General features: G+C 59.0%; 22 protein-coding genes. 14 read left to right on the plus strand and 8 right to left on the minus strand.

Annotated features, from left to right (window positions below; all coding sequences use genetic code 11):
• Position 1 precedes the first annotated feature (1 nt).
• The 4 genes from tssE to LGM20_RS09790 all read left to right on the plus strand — a co-directional run bounded on the left by tssE (position 2) and on the right by LGM20_RS09790 (position 3,339).
• The gene (gene tssE / locus LGM20_RS09775; RefSeq protein ID WP_044523886.1) at positions 2 to 445 is read left to right on the plus strand and encodes a type VI secretion system baseplate subunit TssE; all 444 of its coding nucleotides are present in this window, start codon (positions 2 to 4) and stop codon (positions 443 to 445) included.
• Positions 446 to 464: 19 nt separating this feature from the next.
• Positions 465 to 1,880, plus strand: coding sequence for a VasL domain-containing protein (locus tag LGM20_RS09780; protein WP_044523885.1), 1,416 nt, complete (start codon positions 465 to 467; stop codon positions 1,878 to 1,880).
• A gap of 131 nt (positions 1,881 to 2,011) precedes the next feature.
• Positions 2,012 to 2,926, plus strand: coding sequence for a sugar ABC transporter substrate-binding protein (locus LGM20_RS09785; RefSeq protein ID WP_023290154.1), 915 nt, complete (start codon positions 2,012 to 2,014; stop codon positions 2,924 to 2,926).
• 83 nt (positions 2,927 to 3,009) lie between these two features.
• Positions 3,010 to 3,339 (plus strand): DUF1869 domain-containing protein, encoded by a 330-nt coding sequence (locus LGM20_RS09790; protein ID WP_044523884.1) that lies wholly within the window; start codon positions 3,010 to 3,012, stop codon positions 3,337 to 3,339.
• An 87-nt stretch (positions 3,340 to 3,426) separates the two neighbouring features.
• On the opposite strand, the gene ychF is transcribed toward LGM20_RS09790, so the two are convergent.
• A complete protein-coding gene (gene ychF, locus LGM20_RS09795; protein WP_002910443.1) occupies positions 3,427 to 4,518 on the minus strand; it encodes a redox-regulated ATPase YchF in 1,092 nt (363 codons plus the stop codon).
• A 117-nt stretch (positions 4,519 to 4,635) separates the two neighbouring features.
• A complete protein-coding gene (pth, locus tag LGM20_RS09800) occupies positions 4,636 to 5,220 on the minus strand; it encodes an aminoacyl-tRNA hydrolase (protein ID WP_044523883.1) in 585 nt (194 codons plus the stop codon).
• Between the two features lie 272 nt (positions 5,221 to 5,492).
• On the opposite strand from pth, the gene ychH reads away from it, so the two are divergent.
• Entirely contained in the window at positions 5,493 to 5,768 is a 276-nt protein-coding gene (gene ychH, locus LGM20_RS09805; protein ID WP_002910437.1) for a stress-induced protein YchH, read from the plus strand.
• Between the two features lie 221 nt (positions 5,769 to 5,989).
• On the plus strand, positions 5,990 to 7,036 hold the full coding sequence (locus LGM20_RS09810) for a MerR family transcriptional regulator (RefSeq protein ID WP_044523882.1): 1,047 nt from the start codon (positions 5,990 to 5,992) through the stop codon (positions 7,034 to 7,036).
• On the opposite strand, the gene dauA is transcribed toward LGM20_RS09810, so the two are convergent.
• From dauA to lolB, 4 genes are all read right to left on the minus strand, one after another.
• Positions 7,037 to 8,716, minus strand: coding sequence for a C4-dicarboxylic acid transporter DauA (dauA, locus tag LGM20_RS09815; RefSeq protein ID WP_064157472.1), 1,680 nt, complete (start codon positions 8,714 to 8,716; stop codon positions 7,037 to 7,039).
• Between the two features lie 250 nt (positions 8,717 to 8,966).
• Positions 8,967 to 9,914: a ribose-phosphate diphosphokinase gene (gene prs / locus LGM20_RS09820; RefSeq protein WP_002910407.1), complete on the minus strand. Its 948-nt coding sequence runs from the start codon at positions 9,912 to 9,914 to the stop codon at positions 8,967 to 8,969.
• Positions 9,915 to 10,097: 183 nt separating this feature from the next.
• Positions 10,098 to 10,946, minus strand: coding sequence for a 4-(cytidine 5'-diphospho)-2-C-methyl-D-erythritol kinase (gene ispE / locus LGM20_RS09825; protein WP_072413462.1), 849 nt, complete (start codon positions 10,944 to 10,946; stop codon positions 10,098 to 10,100).
• On the minus strand, positions 10,946 to 11,557 hold the full coding sequence (gene lolB / locus LGM20_RS09830) for a lipoprotein insertase outer membrane protein LolB (protein WP_023290149.1): 612 nt from the start codon (positions 11,555 to 11,557) through the stop codon (positions 10,946 to 10,948). The genes ispE and lolB overlap by 1 nt, the downstream gene beginning before the upstream one ends.
• A gap of 271 nt (positions 11,558 to 11,828) precedes the next feature.
• Here lolB and hemA point away from each other — a divergent pair, with 271 nt between their 5' ends.
• From hemA to kdsA, 6 genes are read left to right on the plus strand one after another with little or no spacing between them, the layout of a single operon-like run.
• On the plus strand, positions 11,829 to 13,085 hold the full coding sequence (gene hemA, locus LGM20_RS09835) for a glutamyl-tRNA reductase (protein ID WP_023290148.1): 1,257 nt from the start codon (positions 11,829 to 11,831) through the stop codon (positions 13,083 to 13,085).
• Positions 13,086 to 13,127: 42 nt separating this feature from the next.
• The gene (prfA, locus tag LGM20_RS09840; protein ID WP_044523877.1) at positions 13,128 to 14,210 is read left to right on the plus strand and encodes a peptide chain release factor 1; all 1,083 of its coding nucleotides are present in this window, start codon (positions 13,128 to 13,130) and stop codon (positions 14,208 to 14,210) included.
• Positions 14,210 to 15,058, plus strand: a complete 849-nt coding sequence (prmC, locus tag LGM20_RS09845) for a peptide chain release factor N(5)-glutamine methyltransferase (RefSeq protein WP_044523875.1) — start codon at positions 14,210 to 14,212, stop codon at positions 15,056 to 15,058. Before prfA ends, prmC begins: the two co-directional genes overlap by 1 nt.
• On the plus strand, positions 15,058 to 15,450 hold the full coding sequence (sirB2, locus tag LGM20_RS09850; protein WP_008804389.1) for an invasion regulator SirB2: 393 nt from the start codon (positions 15,058 to 15,060) through the stop codon (positions 15,448 to 15,450). The genes prmC and sirB2 overlap by 1 nt, the downstream gene beginning before the upstream one ends.
• A 3-nt stretch (positions 15,451 to 15,453) precedes the next feature.
• On the plus strand, positions 15,454 to 16,266 hold the full coding sequence (gene sirB1 / locus LGM20_RS09855; RefSeq protein WP_017899847.1) for an invasion regulator SirB1: 813 nt from the start codon (positions 15,454 to 15,456) through the stop codon (positions 16,264 to 16,266).
• Between the two features lie 39 nt (positions 16,267 to 16,305).
• Positions 16,306 to 17,160, plus strand: a complete 855-nt coding sequence (gene kdsA, locus LGM20_RS09860) for a 3-deoxy-8-phosphooctulonate synthase (RefSeq protein WP_002910393.1) — start codon at positions 16,306 to 16,308, stop codon at positions 17,158 to 17,160.
• A gap of 87 nt (positions 17,161 to 17,247) precedes the next feature.
• Here kdsA and chaA read toward each other — a convergent pair whose 3' ends face one another.
• A complete protein-coding gene (gene chaA / locus LGM20_RS09865) occupies positions 17,248 to 18,348 on the minus strand; it encodes a sodium-potassium/proton antiporter ChaA (protein ID WP_004203207.1) in 1,101 nt (366 codons plus the stop codon).
• A 263-nt stretch (positions 18,349 to 18,611) separates the two neighbouring features.
• On the opposite strand from chaA, the gene chaB reads away from it, so the two are divergent.
• Together chaB and LGM20_RS09875 are read left to right on the plus strand one after the other, a co-directional pair.
• Complete coding sequence (gene chaB / locus LGM20_RS09870; protein WP_023290145.1) at positions 18,612 to 18,842, plus strand: putative cation transport regulator ChaB; 231 nt, start codon at positions 18,612 to 18,614, stop codon at positions 18,840 to 18,842.
• A gap of 136 nt (positions 18,843 to 18,978) precedes the next feature.
• A complete protein-coding gene (locus LGM20_RS09875; RefSeq protein ID WP_004203203.1) occupies positions 18,979 to 19,659 on the plus strand; it encodes a gamma-glutamylcyclotransferase in 681 nt (226 codons plus the stop codon).
• Between the two features lie 56 nt (positions 19,660 to 19,715).
• Here the strand turns inward: LGM20_RS09875 and LGM20_RS09880 are convergent, their stop codons facing one another.
• Positions 19,716 to 19,958, minus strand: coding sequence for a DUF1883 domain-containing protein (locus LGM20_RS09880; RefSeq protein ID WP_002910387.1), 243 nt, complete (start codon positions 19,956 to 19,958; stop codon positions 19,716 to 19,718).
• Positions 19,959 to 20,135: the final 177 nt, after the last annotated feature.

The raw sequence follows: 20,135 nt of genomic DNA on the forward strand, positions 1-20,135 counted from the left end.
AATGCCTCGACCCTCCCTGTACGACATCCTCTACGGCAATTTCGCCGGCGGGCTGGAGCTGAACAACGTCAGCGAAACGGATCAGGTCATCCTGTCGGTGCTCGATAACATGCAGCGCATCCTCAACTGTCGGGCCGGAACGCTGGCCCATTTGCCGGACTACGGCCTGCCGGATATGACCGCTATCCTCCAGGGCATGCCGGCGTCGGCGCATCAGCTGATGAGCACGCTGTCGGCGGTGTTGCTGAAATACGAACCGCGCCTGCAGCGGATCGCGGTGGTGATGCTCGATCAGGATGCGCCCGGCGAACTGCGCTATGCCATTGATGCTGAGCTGAAGGATATCGGTCTGGTACGTTACGGTACAGAGTTTATGCCTGAAGGCAGGGTGTTGATCCGCCACCTTAAACGTCAGCAGTACCTTGACGCCCGCTCCGCCCTCTAATCTCTCGCTGAAAGACATCATGATGACAACACATAAAGACCGCCGCTATAAAACCGGTGGCGACCCACGCACGCTGGCTGATTTTATTGCCCTGCGTGCGGAAATGAACAAGCTCAGCCACCCGGCGCGGCCGGATATTAACTGGCCGTATGCCGAGCAGCTTGCCCGTGCGCTGCTGGAGCATCACGGCGCGGATCTGCAGACTGTCGCCTGGTATACGCTGGCCCGCGCCCGGCTGGACGGCCTGGCAGGGATCAACGAGGGGCTATCGCTGCTGGAAACGCTGCTGGCCCACCAGGGTAAAAACCTGTGGCCGCAGGCGCTCCCGGCCCGCACCGAAATCTTCCGCACCCTGAGCAAGCGGCTGCGGCAGGTGATCCGCACCCTGAACTTCACCCCGGACGATCTTGCGTCGCTTAGCCAGGCTGAGTGTTCGCTGCAAACCTTCGACGCGGTGCTCCAGCGCCTTGAGATCGCGCCTGAAAACCCGCTGAGTGACCTGCAGGCGCTGCTGCGCAGCACGGCAACCCGCTTCGAGAACCTCGACCCTGCGCCAGCGCCTCCCGTCGCGCCGCCGGTGGCGATGTCTGAGGCGGCACTTCCCGATGCTCTGGTCAGCGAAGAGGATGCTGCGAAGGCTGAGCCAGCGCCAGAACGACAACGTAGACCTGAGGCTGAGCCGCTGGCTCCGTCTTCACCAGCAAAGCGGCCCGCGCCAGGGATGGCATCGACTCCGGTCGCCGCGGCGCGCTGGAAGCCATTTATCGCCGGAATGGTCACCATGCTGGTGGTGTCGGGCATCGCCGTCGGCGGATGGCTGGCGCTGCGCCAGACCGATTTGCCGCCGACTGTGATGACGCAACAGGCCGGGCCGCTAGCGGACCTCCCGGGGGCATCTCCCCACGCGCCGGTCGATCTGCGCCAGGCGCAGCGCCAGCTTGACGATCTCGCGCGCCTGGCGCCGGACTGGGCGATAAGCTACGGCGACCGGCTGGTCCAACTGGCCCTGAGCCGCTGGCCGGAACAGGCAAAGCCCCTGGCGCAGCAGTGGCAGCGGCAGCTAAGCGCTGCGGCATTGCCCGCGGAAAACCTCACCGGCTGGGCGGAGGGCATGCGTCAGCTGCAACGGCTCGCCGGTCAGCTCAATGCCCTCGACGAGCAGAAGGGGAAGTACCTGACGGTGAGCGAACTGAAAACGGCGGTGTTTGCCATTATGCAGTCGCTTAACCGCGCCGTTCCGCTGGAAGAGCAGCTGCGCGAGCTGGCCGCGCTCCCCGCAGGTCAACCCTGGCCAGCCGCCCGCGGCAGTCTCGCCGAACTGCATCTGCAACAGCTGATCGTGGAGTATGCCCTGCTGAAGCGAAAACAGCCGGCGCCACCGCCCGCTGCGCGACCCGCAACCGGTGGGCCCTCGGTGAGTGAGGCGGTGAAATAAAGTGTGCGCATGGCAACATTTTCTTTACATCATGATTGCAAGAACTCTACGCCCTTCGTAGTCTGAAAATGATTTAAATATATCGTTTGGTTTTATATTGAAAATTTTATTTCAAACCCTGAGGGCATGCTATGAAGCACTGTAAAATCATCCTGTTAGTTGGCCTTCTGGCCAGTTCCGCTTCGGCATTGGCGGAGAAGATCGGCGTCTCGATGGCTTACTTCGATCAAAACTTTCTCACCATTATTCGTCAGTCCATTGAGAAAGAAGCTCATGCCCGCCAGGTCGAGGTGCAGTTCGAAGACGCCCGCGGCGACACCGGGCGCCAGGCCGATCAGGTGCAGAGCTTCATTGCCTCCGGCGTGGACGCGATCATCGTTGATCCCGTGGACTCCGCCAGCACCCCGCAGCTGACGAAGATGGCGCAGCAGGCCAGGATGCCGCTGGTGTATGTGAACCGGACGCCGGGGGACAAAACGTTACCCCCTGGCGTGGTGTTTGTCGGTTCGGACGAGCGGGAGTCCGGCACATTGCAGATGGAAGCGCTGGCGAAGCTGGCGAACTACAAAGGCAACGTCGCCATCATGATCGGCAATCTCACCGATGCCGGCGCGCTGCAGCGCACCAGGGACGTAGAGCAGGTGGTGGCCAAATATCCGGCGATGAAAGTGGTGCAGAAACAGCCGGCCAACTATTCCCGCAGCGAGGGAATGGATCTGATGCAGAACTGGACAGGCAACGGGGAAGCGATTGATATTGTGGCGGCGAACAACGACGAGATGGCGATTGGCGCGGCGATGGCGCTGGAGAAGAGCCAGAAGAAGCTGCTGATCGGCGGCATCGACGCCACGCCGGATGGGCTGAAAGCGTTGGCCAGCGATAAGATCCAGGTAACGGTTTTCCAGGATGCCGTTGGTCAGGGCAAAACGGCCTTAGCGGTGGCGTTGAAGCTGATTAAAGGAGAAAAAGTCGAGTCCCATGTCTGGATCCCGTTTGAGTTAGTGACCAAAGAAAACATGCAGACCTATGTGGAAAAGAGTCATTAACGGCAAGGCAGAAATGTTCGAACTTTGCTGATAAAACCGGGCTGAGAATATGACGCCCGGGCAACGAAACCGGAGGAAAAGAGATGGCAACGGCAAAAAGCGGCTATACGCTGCAGGTGATAAAGGCAGGGCAGCAGGGGCATGTTGAAATGAGGTGGGGGCATCTCGCGGAAGTTGATACGCGCGTGGCGGCGGCGACCATCGCGCAGCATATCGGGCGACCCTCGTCTGCGGCGGATCCGCAGGAGATCAGCCTGTCGCTGACCAATGCCGCCAGCGGCATCTCGGTGGAGCTTCATCACCCGGCCTCAGGGGAAAGCGCCACCCCGGCTTTTATTGAGGACGAGTTAAAAAAGATTGTGCAGATCGTTGATGGCTACGAGGCGGCAGAAGAGACCCATATCGTGGAGTAGCGCGCCGCCTTGCGCACAGGAAAAAAAATCCACGCCGGAGCGTGGATTTTTTTTACTCGATGGCGGCAGAAACGCCAGCCAGCGGTATTAGACGTTGAACAGGAAGTTCATCACATCGCCATCTTTCACGATGTAGTCTTTACCTTCAGCGCGCATTTTACCGGCTTCTTTCGCGCCCTGTTCGCCTTTGTAGGCGATAAAGTCTTCATAAGCGATGGTCTGCGCGCGGATAAAGCCTTTTTCGAAGTCGGTGTGGATCTTACCGGCTGCCTGCGGCGCGGTCGCCCCGACCGGGATGGTCCAGGCGCGAACTTCTTTCACCCCAGCGGTGAAGTAGGTCTGCAGGTTCAGCAGGGCGTAGCCAGCGCGGATCACGCGGTTCAGGCCCGGTTCTTCGAGACCCAGCTCAGCCATAAACTCATCACGCTCTTCATCGTCCAGTTCGGCGATGTCCGCTTCAACCGCGGCGCACACCGGCACCACTACAGACCCTTCCTGCTCGGCGATAGCGCGAACCTGATCGAGGTATGGGTTGTTCTCGAAACCGTCTTCGTTGACGTTCGCGATGTACATGGTCGGCTTGAGGGTCAGGAAGCTCAGATAGCGGATGGCCTCTTTCTCTTCTTTGGTCAGATCCAGCGCGCGCAGCATACCGGCGTTTTCCAGCTGCGGCAGGCATTTCTCCAGCGCGGCCAGCTCAACTTTCGCGTCTTTATCGCCGCCTTTGGCTTTTTTGGAGACGCGGTGAATCGCGCGCTCGCAGGTATCAAGGTCAGACAGCGCCAGTTCGGTGTTGATAACGTCGATATCTTCCGCCGGGTTCACTTTACCTGCCACGTGAATGATATTGTCGTTTTCAAAGCAGCGAACCACATGGCCGATAGCTTCGGTTTCGCGGATGTTGGTCAGGAACTGGTTGCCGAGACCTTCGCCTTTGGACGCGCCTTTCACCAGGCCCGCGATATCAACGAACTCCATGGTGGTCGGCAGGATACGCTGCGGTTTGACGATTTCAGCCAGCTTGTCCAGACGCGGATCGGGCATCGGTACGACACCGGTGTTCGGCTCAATGGTACAGAAGGGGAAGTTGGCCGCTTCAATACCCGCTTTGGTGAGCGCATTGAACAGGGTGGATTTGCCGACGTTGGGCAAACCGACGATACCGCATTTGAATCCCATGATTTAAATCACCTTAATCTTTGGATAATCAATCTGTTATCAGGAACAGATTGCAGAAAATTGAATAGCTTTGCCTATTATACACGGTGCGCGGCAAAAATGCCGCACGACAACGGCTTATTGCGCCTTAAAGGCGTGTAAACGGTTGGTCGCTTTAGTGAGACCATCCTCTAACCAGATTTCCGTACAGCGCGCCGCTTCGTCGACGGCATCATCAATCAGTTTCTGCTCGCTGGCCGGTGGTTTGCCGAGGACAAAGCCGACAACCTTGTTTTTGTCGCCCGGATGGCCGATCCCGACGCGTAAGCGGTGAAAGTTCGGGTTATTGCCGAGCTTGCTGATGATGTCTTTCAGGCCGTTGTGGCCGCCATGGCCGCCGCCAAGCTTAAATTTCGCCACGCCCGGCGGTAAATCCAGCTCATCATGGGCAACCAGAATTTCGTCCGGGTTGATGCGATAAAAGGTCGCCATCGCGGCCACGGCTTTACCGCTAAGGTTCATAAAGGTGGTGGGCACCAGCAAGCGAACATCCTCGCCCGCCAGATTGATGCGCGAGGTATAGCCGAAGAATTTGCTCTCTTCGCGCAGCGGCGCGCGATGGCGATCCGCCAGTAAATCCACATACCAGGCGCCAGCGTTGTGCCGGGTGGCGGCATATTCCGCACCGGGGTTGGCCAGGCCGACAATCAGTTTAATGGTCACGTTTTCTTTCCTGCATGGGGCATTCTCTGCCGCGTAGTGTACTGTCTGCGGGCGCGCTTGACAAAGTTCTGGCCTCGAGACAATACCAGCATTGATGATTTACTCTCTAAATCATTAGAATTTGATATTGTTCATAGGCTTATTTGTAAATTTTTGTCTATTTGCTGTTCACTAATGTGATCGTGGGCGCACTCCACAGAAGAGACCTTGTCTATACTACACCTATAAGATTTGGGGACATTCCCTGGCAACCCAAAGTCCGGAGGTGACACATGAAACGCAAAAACGCTTCGTTACTCGGTAACGTACTCATGGGGTTAGGGTTGGTGGTGATGGTTGTGGGGGTGGGTTACTCCATTCTGAACCAGCTTCCGCAGCTTAACCTGCCACAATTCTTTGCGCATGGCGCAATCTTAAGCATCTTCGTTGGTGCGGTGCTCTGGCTGGCCGGTGCCCGTATTGGCGGCCACGAGCAGGTCAGCGACCGCTACTGGTGGGTGCGCCACTACGATAAACGCTGCCGTCGTAATCAGCATCGCCACAGCTAACCGTAGCATGATTCCCGCATCGGTCCCTGAAGGCCGATGCGTTTTACTGTGCCTCTCGTTATCTCTTCTTCTTTTTCCCGCCATTTGACGACCCCCGTTCCGACCTGAGCTTCGTGATGCTATGGTTGCCGCCAAAAGTGAATATCAAGCGCGTTTTTCGCTTGACCCTGACGTTACGTCAGGCAGCAGAGTAGCGGACCTGGCCACAGAGAGGAGCAGTCATGTTAATTCAGGTGGGAGAGCTGGCGAAGCGCGCCGGGCTGACGGTGCGTACGCTGCATCATTATGAACAGACGGGGCTGTTAACGCCTTCGGCCAGAAGCGAGGCGGGCTATCGGCTCTATAACCTGTCCGCGGTTCAGCGCCTGCATATGATCAAGGCGCTGGCGCAGACCGGGCTGACGCTCGCCACCATCAAGGACTATCTCGATCGGCGAACGCTGTCGCTACCCGAACTGCTGACGCAGCAGATAGAGACGCTTAATGACCAACTGCGCGATGTCGGCAGGCTGCGCGACCGGCTGTTGGCGCTGCGCGAGGCGCTGGCGAGCGGCAATGAACCCGATCTGGAGTCCTGGCTACAGACGCTGGAGTTAATGAAAATGTACGATCGTTGGTTTAGTCAACAGGAGTTAGCCGTGCTGCCGTTTGCGGCACAGGATGAACAGCGCGCGCAGGCGTGGCGCGAGCTAACAGAGGAGGTGCAGACGCTGATGGCGAGCGGCTGCCCGACGGACAGTCCGCAGGCGATGAGTCTGGCGACGCGCTGGATGGAGCGCCTGGAGCAGGATACGGCCGGGCGCCCGGAGTTTCTGACCCGCCTGAATGAGATGCATGCCGCCGAGCCGCAAATGGTTGAACAGACCGGCGTCACCCCGGCCATCATTGCCTTTATCACCGAGGCTTTTGCCGAAAGCAAACTGGCCATCTGGGCGCGGTACCTCGACGACGAGGAGATGGCGTTCACCCGCCGGCACTACTTCGACCGGCTACAGGAGTGGCCAGCGCTGGTGTCGAAGCTGCATCAGGCGTGCCGTGAAGGCGTAGCGCCGGACTCGGCGTCGGGTCAGGCGCTGGCCCGGGCGTGGCTTGAGCTGTTTCAGTCCTACGCCGGCACCCGGCCGCAGACGTTGCAGAAGTTTCGTCAGGCAATGGAGCAGGAGCCGCATTTGATGAAGGGCACCTGGATGACGCCGGCGGTGCTGAGCTGGCTGCAGCAGGCGACTGGAGCCTTGATGCGGCAGGCGCAGGGGCCTGCCGCCGGGTGATCACAGGTCAGCCAGCGCGGCCTGACGATCGGGGTAGAAGCTCAGGCGTCCGGGCAGCGGCTTGACGCCGGCGCGCGCTAACGTGCGTAGCGGCTGAAATTCGAGGTTAGATACGCGTAATTCACAGCCTTCCGGCAGCTTGTTCACAAAGCGCTGGAAGGCATCCAGACCGCCGGCGTCGAGAACCGGCACCGCGTCCCACTTCAGCACCACGATGCGCTTGCCGGCGATCCGGGTCTCCAGGTCGTTGAATAAACCTTCGGCGGCGGCAAAGAACAGCGGACCGATCACCCGCAGTACCAGCACGTCGTCTGGCACTTCGACGTTGACCGGCGCCAGATGGGTCATGCGCGCGATACGGCGCATAAATAACAGCGAAGCCAGCACAATCCCGACGCTGATGGCGATCACCATATCAAACAGCACCGTCAGCGACATGCACATCAGCATCACCACGATGTCGTCCTTCGGCGCGTGGCGCAGCAGATTGATGACTTTATGCGCCTCGCTCATGTTCCATGCCACCATCAGCAGCAGGGCGGCCATCGCCGACAGCGGCAGCCAGGAGAGCAGCGGGGCGAGGATCAGCAGCGCCATGATCACCAGCAGGGCGTGGATCACGGCGGCGATCGGCGATGTGGCGCCGGCGCGGACGTTCGCCGCCGAGCGGGCAATCGCCGCGGTGGCAGTGATCCCGCCGAAGAACGGTGCAACGATGTTGCCCAGCCCCTGGCCAATCAGCTCGCTGTTGGCTTTATGTTTGGTACCGGTCATGCCGTCGAGCACCACCGCGCACAGCAGAGATTCAATAGCGCCCAGCATCGCCATGGAGAAAGCCGCGGGCAGCAGCGCCTGCAGCGAAGCCCAGCTCAGGGTAAAGTTGGAACCCGGCATATCCCAGGGCAGCACCAGCTGCGGCAGCAGCTGCGGAATGCCGTTGCCCTGAGTGCCGTCCGCCAGCTGATAGTGGAACTGCGAGCCGATCGTCGCCACATCGCCGCCGAGCAAGTTGACGACCAGCATCACCCCACAGCCGGCCAGCAGCGCCGGGAGGTGGCCCGGCAGACGGATACCCAGCCGCGGCCAGAGGATCAGGGTGCCGAGGGTGACGACGCCGATGGCGGCGTCCCCAACGTTAATGGTCGGCAGGGCCATCGCCAGCGCCGCCACTTTCTGCAGATAATGTTCCGGCACATGGGGCATCTGCAGGCCGAGGAAATCTTTAATCTGCATGGTACCGATGGTGATACCGATCCCGGAGGTGAAGCCGAGGGTGACCGACAGCGGGATATATTCGATCAGGCGGCCAAAGCGCGCCAGGCCGAAAAGCATTAAAAAGATCCCCGACATCAGCGTCGCCACCAGCAGCCCCGCCAGGCCGAACTGCTGGGAAACCGGATAGAGGATCACCACAAAGGCGGCGGTCGGTCCGGAAACGCTAAAGCGCGATCCGCCGGTTAAGGCGATCACAATCCCTGCCACCGCTGAGGTATAGAGGCCGTACTGCGGCGGCACACCGCTGCCAATCGCCAGCGCCATCGCCAGCGGAATCGCAATGATCCCGACGGTGATCCCGGCGATCAGGTCGCGGGTAAAGCGGGCAGTGGTGTACTTTTCTTTCCAGCAAGCGTCGATGAGGGCGCGGAAAGGCATCACATGTGAGGAAAATAATCTGTTCACGATAATGTTTCATCCATGAGCGCATCATCTGTCAACTGAATGGCAGGTGAAGGAGGCATCGGTCATTGCCACATCATCCTTCGGGATGCCTCTGTGTTGGCTGCGTTCATTTATCCCGGTCACGTACTGCCTGTACGCTCCCGGGGATTCATTCACTTGCCGCCTTGACGCATGCCGAATGATTTTGTGGAAGAATTAAAAATTCAGAGACAAAAAAACCCGCCGCAGCGGGTTTTTGTGCTCGGCTCGATTAATGTTCGAACATAGCAGAGATTGATTCTTCATTGCTGATACGGCGAATAGCTTCAGCCAGCATACCGGAGAGCGTCAGAGTACGCACTTTATCCAGCGCTTTAATTTCTGGTGCCAGCGGAATGGTATCGCAGACGACAAATTCATCGATCACAGAGTTTTTAATGTTCTGGATAGCGTTGCCGGAGAAGATCGGGTGCGTCGCGTAAGCGAATACGCGTTTCGCGCCGCGCTCTTTCAGCGCTTCTGCCGCTTTACACAGGGTGCCGCCGGTGTCGATCATATCGTCGACCATCACGCAGTCACGACCCGCGACGTCGCCGATGATATGCATCACCTGGGAGACGTTGGCGCGCGGACGGCGCTTGTCGATGATAGCCATATCGGTATCGTTCAGCAGTTTAGCGATAGCGCGAGCACGAACCACGCCGCCGATGTCCGGAGAAACCACGATCGGGTTGTCCAGGTTCAGCTGCAGCATATCTTCCAGCAGGATTGGGCTGCCGAACACGTTATCAACTGGCACATCGAAGAAGCCCTGGATCTGTTCTGCGTGCAGGTCAACGGTCAGCACGCGGTCAACGCCGACGCTGGACAGGAAATCTGCCACCACTTTCGCGGTGATTGGCACACGAGCAGAACGAACACGACGGTCCTGACGAGCATAACCGAAGTAAGGGATAACGGCGGTGATACGACCTGCCGAAGCACGACGCAGAGCATCAACCATAACAACCAGTTCCATCAGGTTGTCATTGGTGGGAGCACAAGTGGACTGGATGATGAAAATATCACCACCGCGTACGTTTTCATTGATTTGTACGCTGACTTCGCCGTCGCTAAAACGACCTACAGCGGCGTCGCCAAGAGAAGTGTACAGGCGGTTGGCAATACGTTGTGCTAGTTCCGGGGTGGCGTTACCAGCAAAAAGCTTCATATCAGGCACGAGAAGAACCTCAGGCATGCGTCCAGTGGTGGATGAATGGGCCAATAATGTGCGGGCTGGCGCCATTCGATCCAGTCGGTGTATTTAAAGAGCACGATGCAACGTCTGGAACAGGGTGACGTTGTCACCGTAACTCAATTTCCCCGGCTGACTCATGAACGATGCGCCCTCACGGCGCAGGATTCAGAGCAGGGCCTGCTTGAGCGGCGAGAGGTTTACTCCGCGCGCCACAAAGCCATTTAGCCATGCCGGGGCAGTGTCCAGCACCTGACGGGCAGCGGATTCGGTGTTAAATTCAGCAAACACACAGGCCCCTGTGCCGGTCAGGCGTGACGGCGCATATTCTAACAGCCAGGAAAGCGCGGCATCAACCTCGCGAAAACGTTTTCTTGCGATAAGCTCGCAATCGTTGCTGAATTCACAATTTAATAACGTATTAATTGACCGGCGCGGGGTATTTCGTGGTAGCTCCGGGTCGCGAAAAATGATCGGCGTCGGAATACTGACGCCCGGGTGGGCCACCAGGTACCATTTTTCCTCAGGCTCCACCGGCGTCAGAATTTCACCCACCCCCTCGGCAAAGGCGGCATGGCCGCGCACGAACACCGGCACATCGGCCCCCAGCTGCAGGCCAAGGGTCGCCAGCTCATCTTCCGAGAGTCCGCAGCCCCAGAGATGGTTGAGCGCCACCAGCACGGTGGCGGCATTGGACGAGCCGCCCCCCAGACCGCCGCCCATCGGCAGGCGCTTATCGATACTGATATCGGCGCCGCTGCCCGCCGGCAGGCGGCCGCTTTCGCCGGCGGCGCGCATCAGCAGACGCGCGGCGCGAACGATCAGATTCTCTTCGTCCGGCACCCCGGCCACCGGCGTCAGCAGGCGCAGTTCGCCGTCAGCGCGCGGTTCGATGGTCAGCGTATCGCCGTAGTCGAGGAACTGAAACAGCGTCTGCAGGGTGTGGTAACCATCGGCCCGCTGGCCGGTGATATATAAAAACAGATTCAGTTTTGCAGGTGAGGGCCAGCGGCTCATCATTTCACGATCCAGTTATCCATCTTCAGCTTGATGCGCTGGGCGCCATTGTTCAGCTCGACATTAGACGGCAGGGCGGGCTGGGTATCGCTGGTGTAGCCGCCGTAGGTGACGTGCCAGGTTTTGCCGTTTTGCGTGTAGTTCAGTTCACGCAGACGGTACCGATCGTCCAGCGAATAGTCGGTGGCGTCGCCCGGCAGGCCGATGATCCACTGGCGCAGGCTGTTCAGCGGGATCGGCATCCCGGTCAGGCGGCCAATCATCTCTTCGGCATCGGTGGCGGTGTAGGTCTGGCCTTTGTTGTCGATCAACTGCACGCTGCCAGGCTGCGCGGTCAGCGACAGCTCGGTGCTGCCCAGCGGGTTGGTCAACAGCAGGCGATAGCGGTCCTGGCCGGTCTGCTGCCAGAAGAAGCGGGCATAGACTTTTTGCTCATCGGAGAGATAGGCAAACGCCCCGCGGGTCTGGAACTGGTTGAGGCTGCGGACAGCCTGCTGGTGCTGGCGCCACTGCGGCGAATCCGGGCTTTTGCCAGGCCCCTCGGGGGTATGAACAGAACAAGCGGTCAGGACGAGGCTGGCCAGCGGCAGCAGGCGGAACAGTCGATTCATAATGATGACAAATCCTTGATGTCTACAGTGAAATCCGGCGGCAGGGGAACAGCGGGCCGATTTGTGTAGCAGGTTACATTTATAATCCTTAATGCTAGCGTCGCCGGGCGATAGCGTCTACGTTCAAGTTGTCTGAAATCAAAAAATTAACCTTAATGGCGGTCTTGCTTTGGCTATTACTCCAAAAGGGGAGCCTCTCTTTTATTGATTACGCGCATCCTGTATGATGCACTCAGACTAACCTTAGCAACGCTGGTACTACTCCCTCACAATGACCCTTTTAGCTCTTGGCATCAATCACAAAACAGCTCCGGTCGCCCTGCGAGAACGCGTTGCGTTTTCGCCGGAAACGCTCGATAAGGCGCTGGAGAGCTTGCTGGCTCAGCCGATGGTGCAGGGTGGGGTGGTGCTGTCGACCTGCAACCGCACGGAACTCTATCTCAGCGTCGAAGAGCAGGATAACCTGCAGGAAGCGCTGATCCGCTGGCTGTGCGATTACCACGGCCTCAATGAAGAAGACCTGCGTAAAAGCCTCTACTGGCACCAGGATAACGACGCCGTCAGCCATCTGATGCGCGTCGCCAGCGGCCTTGATTCGCTGGTGCTGGGCGAACCGCAGATCCTCGGTCAGGTGAAAAAAGCCTTCGCCGATTCCAGCCGCGGTCATCTTAACGTCAGCGAACTGGAGCGGATGTTCCAGAAATCGTTCTCGGTGGCCAAGCGCGTGCGTACTGAAACCGATATCGGCGCCAGCGCCGTTTCCGTCGCGTTCGCCGCCTGTACCCTGGCGCGGCAAATCTTTGAATCCCTGTCGAGCGTGACGGTGCTGCTGGTCGGCGCCGGTGAAACCATCGAACTGGTGGCGCGCCATCTTCGCGAACATCACGTGCGCAAAATGGTGATCGCCAACCGCACTCGTGAACGCGCCCAGGCGCTGGCGGAAGAAGTGGGCGCCGAGGTGATTGCCCTCAGCGATATCGACGAACGGCTGAAAGAGGCCGACATCATTATCAGCTCCACCGCCAGCCCGCTGCCGATCATCGGCAAAGGCATGGTGGAACGTGCGCTCAAGGCGCGGCGCAACCAGCCGATGCTGCTGGTGGATATCGCCGTCCCGCGCGACGTCGAACCGGAGGTCGGCAAACTGGCTAACGCTTACCTCTACAGCGTCGACGATCTGCAAAACATCATTCAGCATAACCTGGCGCAGCGTAAGGCCGCGGCGGTGCAGGCGGAATCGATCGTCGAGCAGGAGACCAGCGAATTTATGGCCTGGCTGCGCGCGCAGAGCGCCAGCGAGACCATTCGCGAATACCGTTCTCAGTCCGAGCAGGTCCGTGAGGAGCTGACGGCGAAGGCGCTGGCCGCGCTGGAGCAGGGCGGTGATGCCCAGGAAATTATGCAGGATCTGGCGCGTAAGCTCACCAACCGCCTGATCCACGCGCCAACCAAATCACTTCAGCAGGCCGCCCGTGACGGGGACGACGAACGCCTGCATATTCTGCGCAACAGCCTCGGGCTGGAATAGCGCACCTTTCTCTTATTTTCAGGACAGGGTGAATTCACGCCTATGAAGTCTTCTATTGTTGCCAAACTGGAAGCGTTGTACGAGCGCCACGAAGAAGTGCAGGCGCTGCTCGGCGATGCCGCGACGATTGCCGATCAGGATAAATTCCGCGCGCTGTCGCGGGAGTATGCTCAACTAAGCGATGTGGCGCGCTGCTATACCGACTGGCGTCAGGTGCAGGAGGATATTGAAACCGCGCAGATGATGCTCGACGATCCGGAAATGCGCGAAATGGCGCAGGAAGAGCTGCGCGACGCCAAAGATAAAGGCGAACAGCTGGAGCAACAGCTACAGGTCCTGCTCCTGCCGAAAGATCCTGATGACGAGCGTAATGCCTTCGTGGAAGTGCGCGCCGGGACCGGCGGCGACGAAGCGGCGCTGTTTGCCGGCGATCTGTTCCGCATGTACACCCGTTACGCGGAATCGCGCCGCTGGCAGGTGGAGATCCTCAGCGCCAACGAAGGTGAACACGGCGGCTTTAAAGAGGTGATCGCCAAGATCAGCGGCGACGGCGTTTATGGCCGGCTCAAATTTGAATCCGGCGGCCATCGCGTGCAGCGCGTGCCGGCCACCGAGTCGCAGGGGCGTATCCACACCTCCGCCTGTACGGTGGCGGTGATGCCGGAGCTGCCGGAGGCGGAAATGCCGGATATCAACCCGGCGGATCTGCGCATCGATACGTTCCGTTCCTCCGGCGCGGGCGGTCAGCACGTTAACACCACCGACTCGGCGATCCGTATTACCCACCTGCCCACCGGCATCGTGGTGGAGTGTCAGGACGAACGTTCCCAGCATAAAAACAAAGCCAAGGCGCTGTCGGTGCTGGGGGCGCGGATCCGCGCCGCCGAAGTGGCCAAGCGTCAGCAGGAGGAAGCCTCCACGCGCCGCAACCTGCTGGGCAGCGGCGACCGCAGCGATCGCAACCGTACCTACAACTTCCCGCAGGGCCGCGTGACCGACCACCGCATCAACCTGACCCTTTACCGTCTCGATGAGGCGATGGAGGGCAAACTCGACATGCTGATTGAGCCGATAGTCCAGGAACACCAGGCCGATCAGCTGGCGGCGCTGTCCGAGCAGGAATGATGACCTTTCAGGCCTGGCTGCAGCAGGCAATCGCCCGCCTGGCGGAGAGCGACAGTCCGCGACGCGACGCCGAGATCCTGCTAGGACACGTCACCGGTCGGGCGCGCACCTGGATCCTGGCCTTCGGCGAAACGACGCTGTCCGCCGACGAGGCGACGACGCTGGAGGCGCTCCTGCAGCGACGCCAGCGCGGGGAGCCCATCGCCCATCTGGTCGGGCAGCGGGAGTTCTGGTCGCTGCCGCTGTTTGTCTCCCCGGCGACGCTGATCCCCCGCCCGGATACCGAATGTCTGGTGGAGCAGGCGCTGGCGCGTATGCCCGTCGCGGCGTGCCGTATTCTCGACCTCGGCACCGGGACCGGCGCCATTGCCCTGGCGCTGGCCAGCGAACGTCCTGACTGTGAAGTGATCGCGGTGGACGTGATGCCGGACGCCGTGGCGCTGGCGTTGCGTAATGCCGCCCATCTGGGCATTGCTAACGTGACGATACGGCAAAGCGACTGGTTCAGTGCGCTGGCCGGGCAGCGCTTCGCCATGATCGTCAGCAATCCCCCCTATATCGACGCCGCCGACCCGCATCTTGCCGAAGGCGATGTGCGTTTTGAGCCGTTGACGGCGCTGGTGGCAGGCGACCAGGGGCTGGCCGATCTGGCGCAGATTATCCGCGAGGGGCGGCAGTATCTGCAGCCCGGCGGCTGGATGCTGCTGGAGCATGGCTGGACCCAGGGCGAAGCGGTACGCGCCCTGTTTCGCGAGGCGGGCTATCTGGATGTCGCGACCTGCCGCGACTATGGCGACAATGAGCGTCTGACCCTCGGACGTTTACCCGACATGGAGAACGTTGGCTGATGAACTTATTCACGGCTGTCCTCTACCTGCACATCGCCAGCGTGGTGGTGTCGGTAGGATTGTTCGTTTTACGTTACTGGTGGATGTATCACCAGAGCCCGCTGCTGAACCAGCGGTGGGTGCGAATTGCGCCGCACTGCAGCGATACGCTGCTGTTTCTCAGCGGTGCGGGATTAATGGCGATAACGCACTACCTGCCGTTCACAGAAGACGGCGCATGGCTGACTGAAAAGCTGTTTGGCGTTATCATTTACATCGCATTAGGTTTTATCGCGCTGGGCCGTCGTCGTCCGCGCAGCCAGCAGAGCCGCTTTATCGCGTTCCTGCTGGCGCTGGTGGTGTTGTTTATCATCATTCAACTCGCCATCACAAGAATACCGATACTGGGGTAGGTCATGGGGTCATTAGCGGATTTCGAATTTAACAAAGCGCCATTGTGTGATGGCATGGTCCTCATTTCTGAACAGGTCCGCGACGATTTTCCGACGCGTTTTGTCGAGGAAGAGCTGCAGCGGCTGCTGCGCCTCGCGCAGGAGGAGATTGCGCCTTCGTGGGACCAGGAACGCCAGATAGAACGCCTGCTGGCGCTGTTTTACGAGGAGTGGGGCTTTGGCGCCTCGCAGGGCGTTTATCGTCTATCCGACGCGCTATGGCTCGATAAAGTGCTGGTCAACCGCCAGGGTAGCGCGGTGTCGTTAGGGGCGATCCTGCTGTGGATCGCCCAGCGCCTGGGGCTGCCGGTGGTGCCGGTGATCTTCCCGACCCAGATGCTGCTGCGCGCGGACCCGGAAACCAGCGAAGAGATGTGGCTGATTAATCCGTTCAACGGCGAAACTCTCGACGAACATACTCTGGAGGTATGGCTGAAGGGCAACATCGGGCCGGTGGCGGAACTGTTTAATGAAGATCTCGACGAAGCGGATAACGCCGAGGTGATCCGCAAGCTGCTGGACACCCTGAAATCGGCGCTGATGGAAGAGCGGCAGATGGAGCTGGCCCTGCGCGCCAGCGAAGCGCTGCTGCAGTTTAACCCGGAAGATCCGTATGAGATCCGCGACCGCGGGCTGATATACGCCCAGCTGGATTGCGATCACGTGGCGCTGCTGGACCTGAGCTATTTTGTCGAGCAGTGTCCGGAGGATCCGATCAGCGAGATGATCCGCGCACAAATCAACACGATTTCGCACAAACAAATTACATTGCATTAGTCTGGAACCATTCCGGTTACACCCTGATAAGGCGAATTTATGAAACAAAAAGTGGTTAGCATTGGTGATATCAACGTAGCGAACGACCTGCCGTTCGTGCTGTTCGGCGGGATGAACGTGCTGGAGTCACGCGATCTGGCGATGCGCATCTGCGAACATTACGTCACCGTTACGCAGAAGCTTGGCATCCCCTACGTCTTCAAAGCCTCCTTTGATAAAGCCAACCGTTCCTCCATTCACTCCTATCGTGGGCCGGGTCTGGAAGAAGGGATGAAGATTTTCCAGGAGCTGAAGCAGACCTTTGGCGTGAAAATCATCACCGACGTTCATGAAGCCAGCCAGGCGCAGCCGGTGGCTGACGTCGTGGACGTGATCCAGCTTCCCGCCTTCCTCGCGCGCCAGACTGACCTGGTGGAAGCGATGGCCAAAACCGGAGCGGTGATCAACGTCAAGAAACCGCAGTTCGTCAGCCCGGGCCAGATGGGTAACATCGTCGATAAATTCATCGAAGGTGGTAACGACAAAGTGATCCTCTGCGACCGCGGCGCGAACTTCGGTTACGACAACCTGGTGGTGGATATGCTCGGCTTCGGCGTGATGAAGAAAGCCTCCAACAACTCGCCGGTTATTTTCGACGTCACCCACGCGCTGCAGTGCCGCGACCCGTTTGGCGCTGCCTCCGGCGGTCGCCGCGCGCAGGTGAGCGAGCTGGCCCGCGCCGGTATGGCGGTGGGTATCGCCGGTCTGTTTATCGAAGCGCATCCGGATCCGGACCACGCGAAATGCGACGGCCCGTCCGCGCTGCCGCTGGATAAACTGGAGCCGTTCCTCAAGCAGATGAAAGCGATTGACGATCTGGTGAAAAGCTTCGACGAGCTGGATACCAGCAAGTAAGCCTGACCGCATCACTGAAAAAGCCTGCCGGCGTCAAAACCGGCAGGCTTTTTTTTCGCCCGGACTCCGCCGGACGGGAAAGCGGGGTCAGGCGAAAATGGTCATCAGGTAGGCGGCGAACAGCGCCAGATGGGCCGCGCCGTTCAGCACATTGGTGCGTCCGGTGGAGAAGGAGATATGACACAGCACCAGCGAGGCGACCATCACCACCATCTCCGGCGCGCCAAGGCCAAAGCGCAGCTCATTGCCGGTCAGGAAGGCGATGAGGGTGACCACCGGGACCGTCAGCGAGATGGTGGCCAGCACGGAGCCGAAGAACAGGTTCATCGCCCGCTGTACCTGATTGTTGAGCACCGCTTTGAGCGCGCCAAGGCCTTCCGGCGACAGGATCAGCAAGGCCACGAGGAAGCCGGTGAAGGCCACCGGGGCATTCATGCTGGTCAACAGCGTTTCCAACGGGTTGGCGTTCATTTTAGTGACGGCGATCACCGCCACCAGGTGCACCAGCAGCCAGGCGGTATGCCACCCGCTGCTGTGGGCGGACGGTTTACCGTGGTGCGGGTCGTCATCATCGCCGTCGTCTTCATGCTCATAAACAAACAGACTCTGATGGGTTTTGGTCTGAATAAGCAGGAAAACGCCGTACATGGCCGCCGAAATCACCGCCACCAGCAGCGATTGCCCGGTGCTGAAGTTCGCGCCCGGCAGCGCCATGGGAAACACCAGCACGATAATCGCCAGCGGAAACAGGGCGATAAGATACTGCTTAATGCCGAACAGATTCATATATTGGGTGGCGAATTTACGCCCGCCCAGCAGCAGGGAGAAACCGACCAGACCGCCGGTGACGATCATAATGATGGAGTAGAGCGTATCACGCATCAGGGTCGGCGCGGCGTCGCCGGTGGCCATCAACGCGGAGATCAGACTGACCTCAAGGATAACCACCGACAGGCTGAGAATCAGGGAGCCGTAGGGTTCGCCCAGGCGGTGGGCGAGGACGTCGGCGTGGCGGACCACGCTGAAGGCGCTGCTTAAAATACCGACCAGCGCGAGGATATTAATCGCGATAACCACTGGCAGTGACTGGCTGCTGCCCCAGAAAAACAGCACCGCCAGCGCCAGCACCGGAAAGACGAGGGAAGACTCCTTATGGCGGGTTTTTACCGCCTCATGTGCATGGGTCATGAACCATCTCCATTTATGCAGGTGTTATAATTATAAAAACGCAGGGCGATAAAGTAACAGATTTTGCTAAATTTCTGCTGTATTTTTACTTAAGTTTACGGGTATCGAGAGATATCTTGATTAGTTTGTTATAATTTGCGATTACGCTATTTTTATACTTACTATTCAGATAATTACTAAAATTCATTTTTAACTCATCATCGGCTTGATAGCCTGCCGCCTGCGTTCCAGACTTAAATTTTATGCTCAAACAGGAGGTCATTATGCCCTATAACAGTAAACAAGAGCTCCCCGACAGCGTTCAGCATGTTCTGCCTGCCCATGCGCAGGAAATTTATAAAGAAGCGTTTAACAGCGCCTGGGATCAATATAAAGATAAAGACGAGCGGCGCGATGACGCCAGCCGTGAAGAGACGGCGCACAAAGTCGCCTGGGCGGCGGTTAAGAACAGTTACGAGAAAGGCGATGACGATAAGTGGCATAAGAAAAAATAATTGCTGACGCCGCTTTTATGCTTGCCAGCGCCCCGCTGATTGCTTATTGAAAGATAAAGCTGGATAATATTTCAGCAATATTGACGGATGCATGAGACGAACGCCGGGAAGCGGGCAGTGGCGGAGGTAGTAAACAGTGTTAACTCGTGATTTCTTGATGAATGCGGATTGTAAGACAGCGTTTGGCGCTATTGAGGAATCGCTACTCTGGTCGGCAGAACAACGCGCAGCCTCGCTGGCGGCGACGCTGGCCTGCCGCCCGGATGATGGCTCAGTATGGATCTTTGGCTACGGTTCGCTTATCTGGAACCCGGCGCTCAATTATCGCGAGTCCTGCACTGGCACGCTGCCGGGCTGGCACCGCGCGTTTTGCCTGCGGTTGACCGCCGGGCGCGGGAGCGCCTGCCAGCCGGGACGCATGCTGGCCCTGAAAGAGGGCGGTCGAACCACCGGCGTCGCTTATCGTCTGCCGGACGACACGCTGGAAGAAGAGCTGACGCTGCTGTGGAAACGGGAGATGATTACCGGCTGCTATCTGCCCACCTGGTGCAAGCTGGAGCTGGACGACGGGCGGACGGTAAATGCGCTGGTGTTTATTATGGATCCGCGTCATCCGCTGTTTGAGCCGGATACCAGCGCCCAGGTCATTGCTCCGCTGATCGCCCGGGCCAGCGGGCCGCTCGGCACCAACGCCCAGTACCTGTTTTCGCTGGAGCAGGCGTTGAGTAAGCTCGGGATGCACGACGCCAGTCTTGATGATCTGGTGGCCAGCGTCCGCGCGCTGTTGGGCGAGAGCCCGACGCCGGGCCTGGCCTGAGCGCGCGGAAAAGAAAAACGCCCGGCATGGCCGGGCGTGTGTTAAGGCAGTGACTGTCAGGCCGGAACGTAGCTGATGGAGTGCTCCAGTGACTGGCTGTGACTGTCGATAAGCACGTTCCAGGTGCCGCTGTAGGGCACCGTCAGATAGGCGCTGTCCCGATCCTGCACGCTCAGAATATCCGCATGGCTGTCGCCAGGAACCTTTGCGCTCATCAGATGAATATGGCAGCGCTCTGAGCACCGCACCACCAGCGTGTCACCGCCAAACAACGTCAAACTTGCTTTTACCATCGCCATTTTTGTACCCCGTTTCTGTCCCGCTACAGCATCCTGCCCACCCAGTCCTCGCGTGATATTGTTCACACTTTGCTCTGTGCATCACACCAAACGGCGCGGGTCGGGATGCTGATTTTGATCAAAAAAAGGGATAAAGATTAAACAAAAATGACGTTGTTCCTGAAAGCATTCAGCTAA

Source organism: Klebsiella quasipneumoniae subsp. quasipneumoniae (assembly GCF_020525925.1).
GTDB classification, from domain to species: domain Bacteria; phylum Pseudomonadota; class Gammaproteobacteria; order Enterobacterales; family Enterobacteriaceae; genus Klebsiella; species Klebsiella quasipneumoniae.

Excerpts from the sequence above, each read along its gene's own strand:
- tssE (WP_044523886.1), top strand. The coding sequence starts at position 2 with ATGCCTCGACCCTCCCTGTACGACATCCTCTACGGCAATTTCGCCGGC.
- LGM20_RS09780 (WP_044523885.1), top strand. The coding sequence starts at position 465 with ATGATGACAACACATAAAGACCGCCGCTATAAAACCGGTGGCGACCCA.
- LGM20_RS09785 (WP_023290154.1), top strand. The coding sequence starts at position 2,012 with ATGAAGCACTGTAAAATCATCCTGTTAGTTGGCCTTCTGGCCAGTTCC.
- LGM20_RS09790 (WP_044523884.1), top strand. The coding sequence starts at position 3,010 with ATGGCAACGGCAAAAAGCGGCTATACGCTGCAGGTGATAAAGGCAGGG.
- ychF (WP_002910443.1), bottom strand. The coding sequence starts at position 4,518 with ATGGGATTCAAATGCGGTATCGTCGGTTTGCCCAACGTCGGCAAATCC.
- ychH (WP_002910437.1), top strand. The coding sequence starts at position 5,493 with ATGAAACGCAAAAACGCTTCGTTACTCGGTAACGTACTCATGGGGTTA.
- LGM20_RS09810 (WP_044523882.1), top strand. The coding sequence starts at position 5,990 with ATGTTAATTCAGGTGGGAGAGCTGGCGAAGCGCGCCGGGCTGACGGTG.
- ispE (WP_072413462.1), bottom strand. The coding sequence starts at position 10,946 with ATGAGCCGCTGGCCCTCACCTGCAAAACTGAATCTGTTTTTATATATC.
- lolB (WP_023290149.1), bottom strand. The coding sequence starts at position 11,557 with ATGAATCGACTGTTCCGCCTGCTGCCGCTGGCCAGCCTCGTCCTGACC.
- hemA (WP_023290148.1), top strand. The coding sequence starts at position 11,829 with ATGACCCTTTTAGCTCTTGGCATCAATCACAAAACAGCTCCGGTCGCC.
- prfA (WP_044523877.1), top strand. The coding sequence starts at position 13,128 with ATGAAGTCTTCTATTGTTGCCAAACTGGAAGCGTTGTACGAGCGCCAC.
- prmC (WP_044523875.1), top strand. The coding sequence starts at position 14,210 with ATGACCTTTCAGGCCTGGCTGCAGCAGGCAATCGCCCGCCTGGCGGAG.
- sirB2 (WP_008804389.1), top strand. The coding sequence starts at position 15,058 with ATGAACTTATTCACGGCTGTCCTCTACCTGCACATCGCCAGCGTGGTG.
- sirB1 (WP_017899847.1), top strand. The coding sequence starts at position 15,454 with ATGGGGTCATTAGCGGATTTCGAATTTAACAAAGCGCCATTGTGTGAT.
- kdsA (WP_002910393.1), top strand. The coding sequence starts at position 16,306 with ATGAAACAAAAAGTGGTTAGCATTGGTGATATCAACGTAGCGAACGAC.
- chaA (WP_004203207.1), bottom strand. The coding sequence starts at position 18,348 with ATGACCCATGCACATGAGGCGGTAAAAACCCGCCATAAGGAGTCTTCC.
- chaB (WP_023290145.1), top strand. The coding sequence starts at position 18,612 with ATGCCCTATAACAGTAAACAAGAGCTCCCCGACAGCGTTCAGCATGTT.
- LGM20_RS09880 (WP_002910387.1), bottom strand. The coding sequence starts at position 19,958 with ATGGCGATGGTAAAAGCAAGTTTGACGTTGTTTGGCGGTGACACGCTG.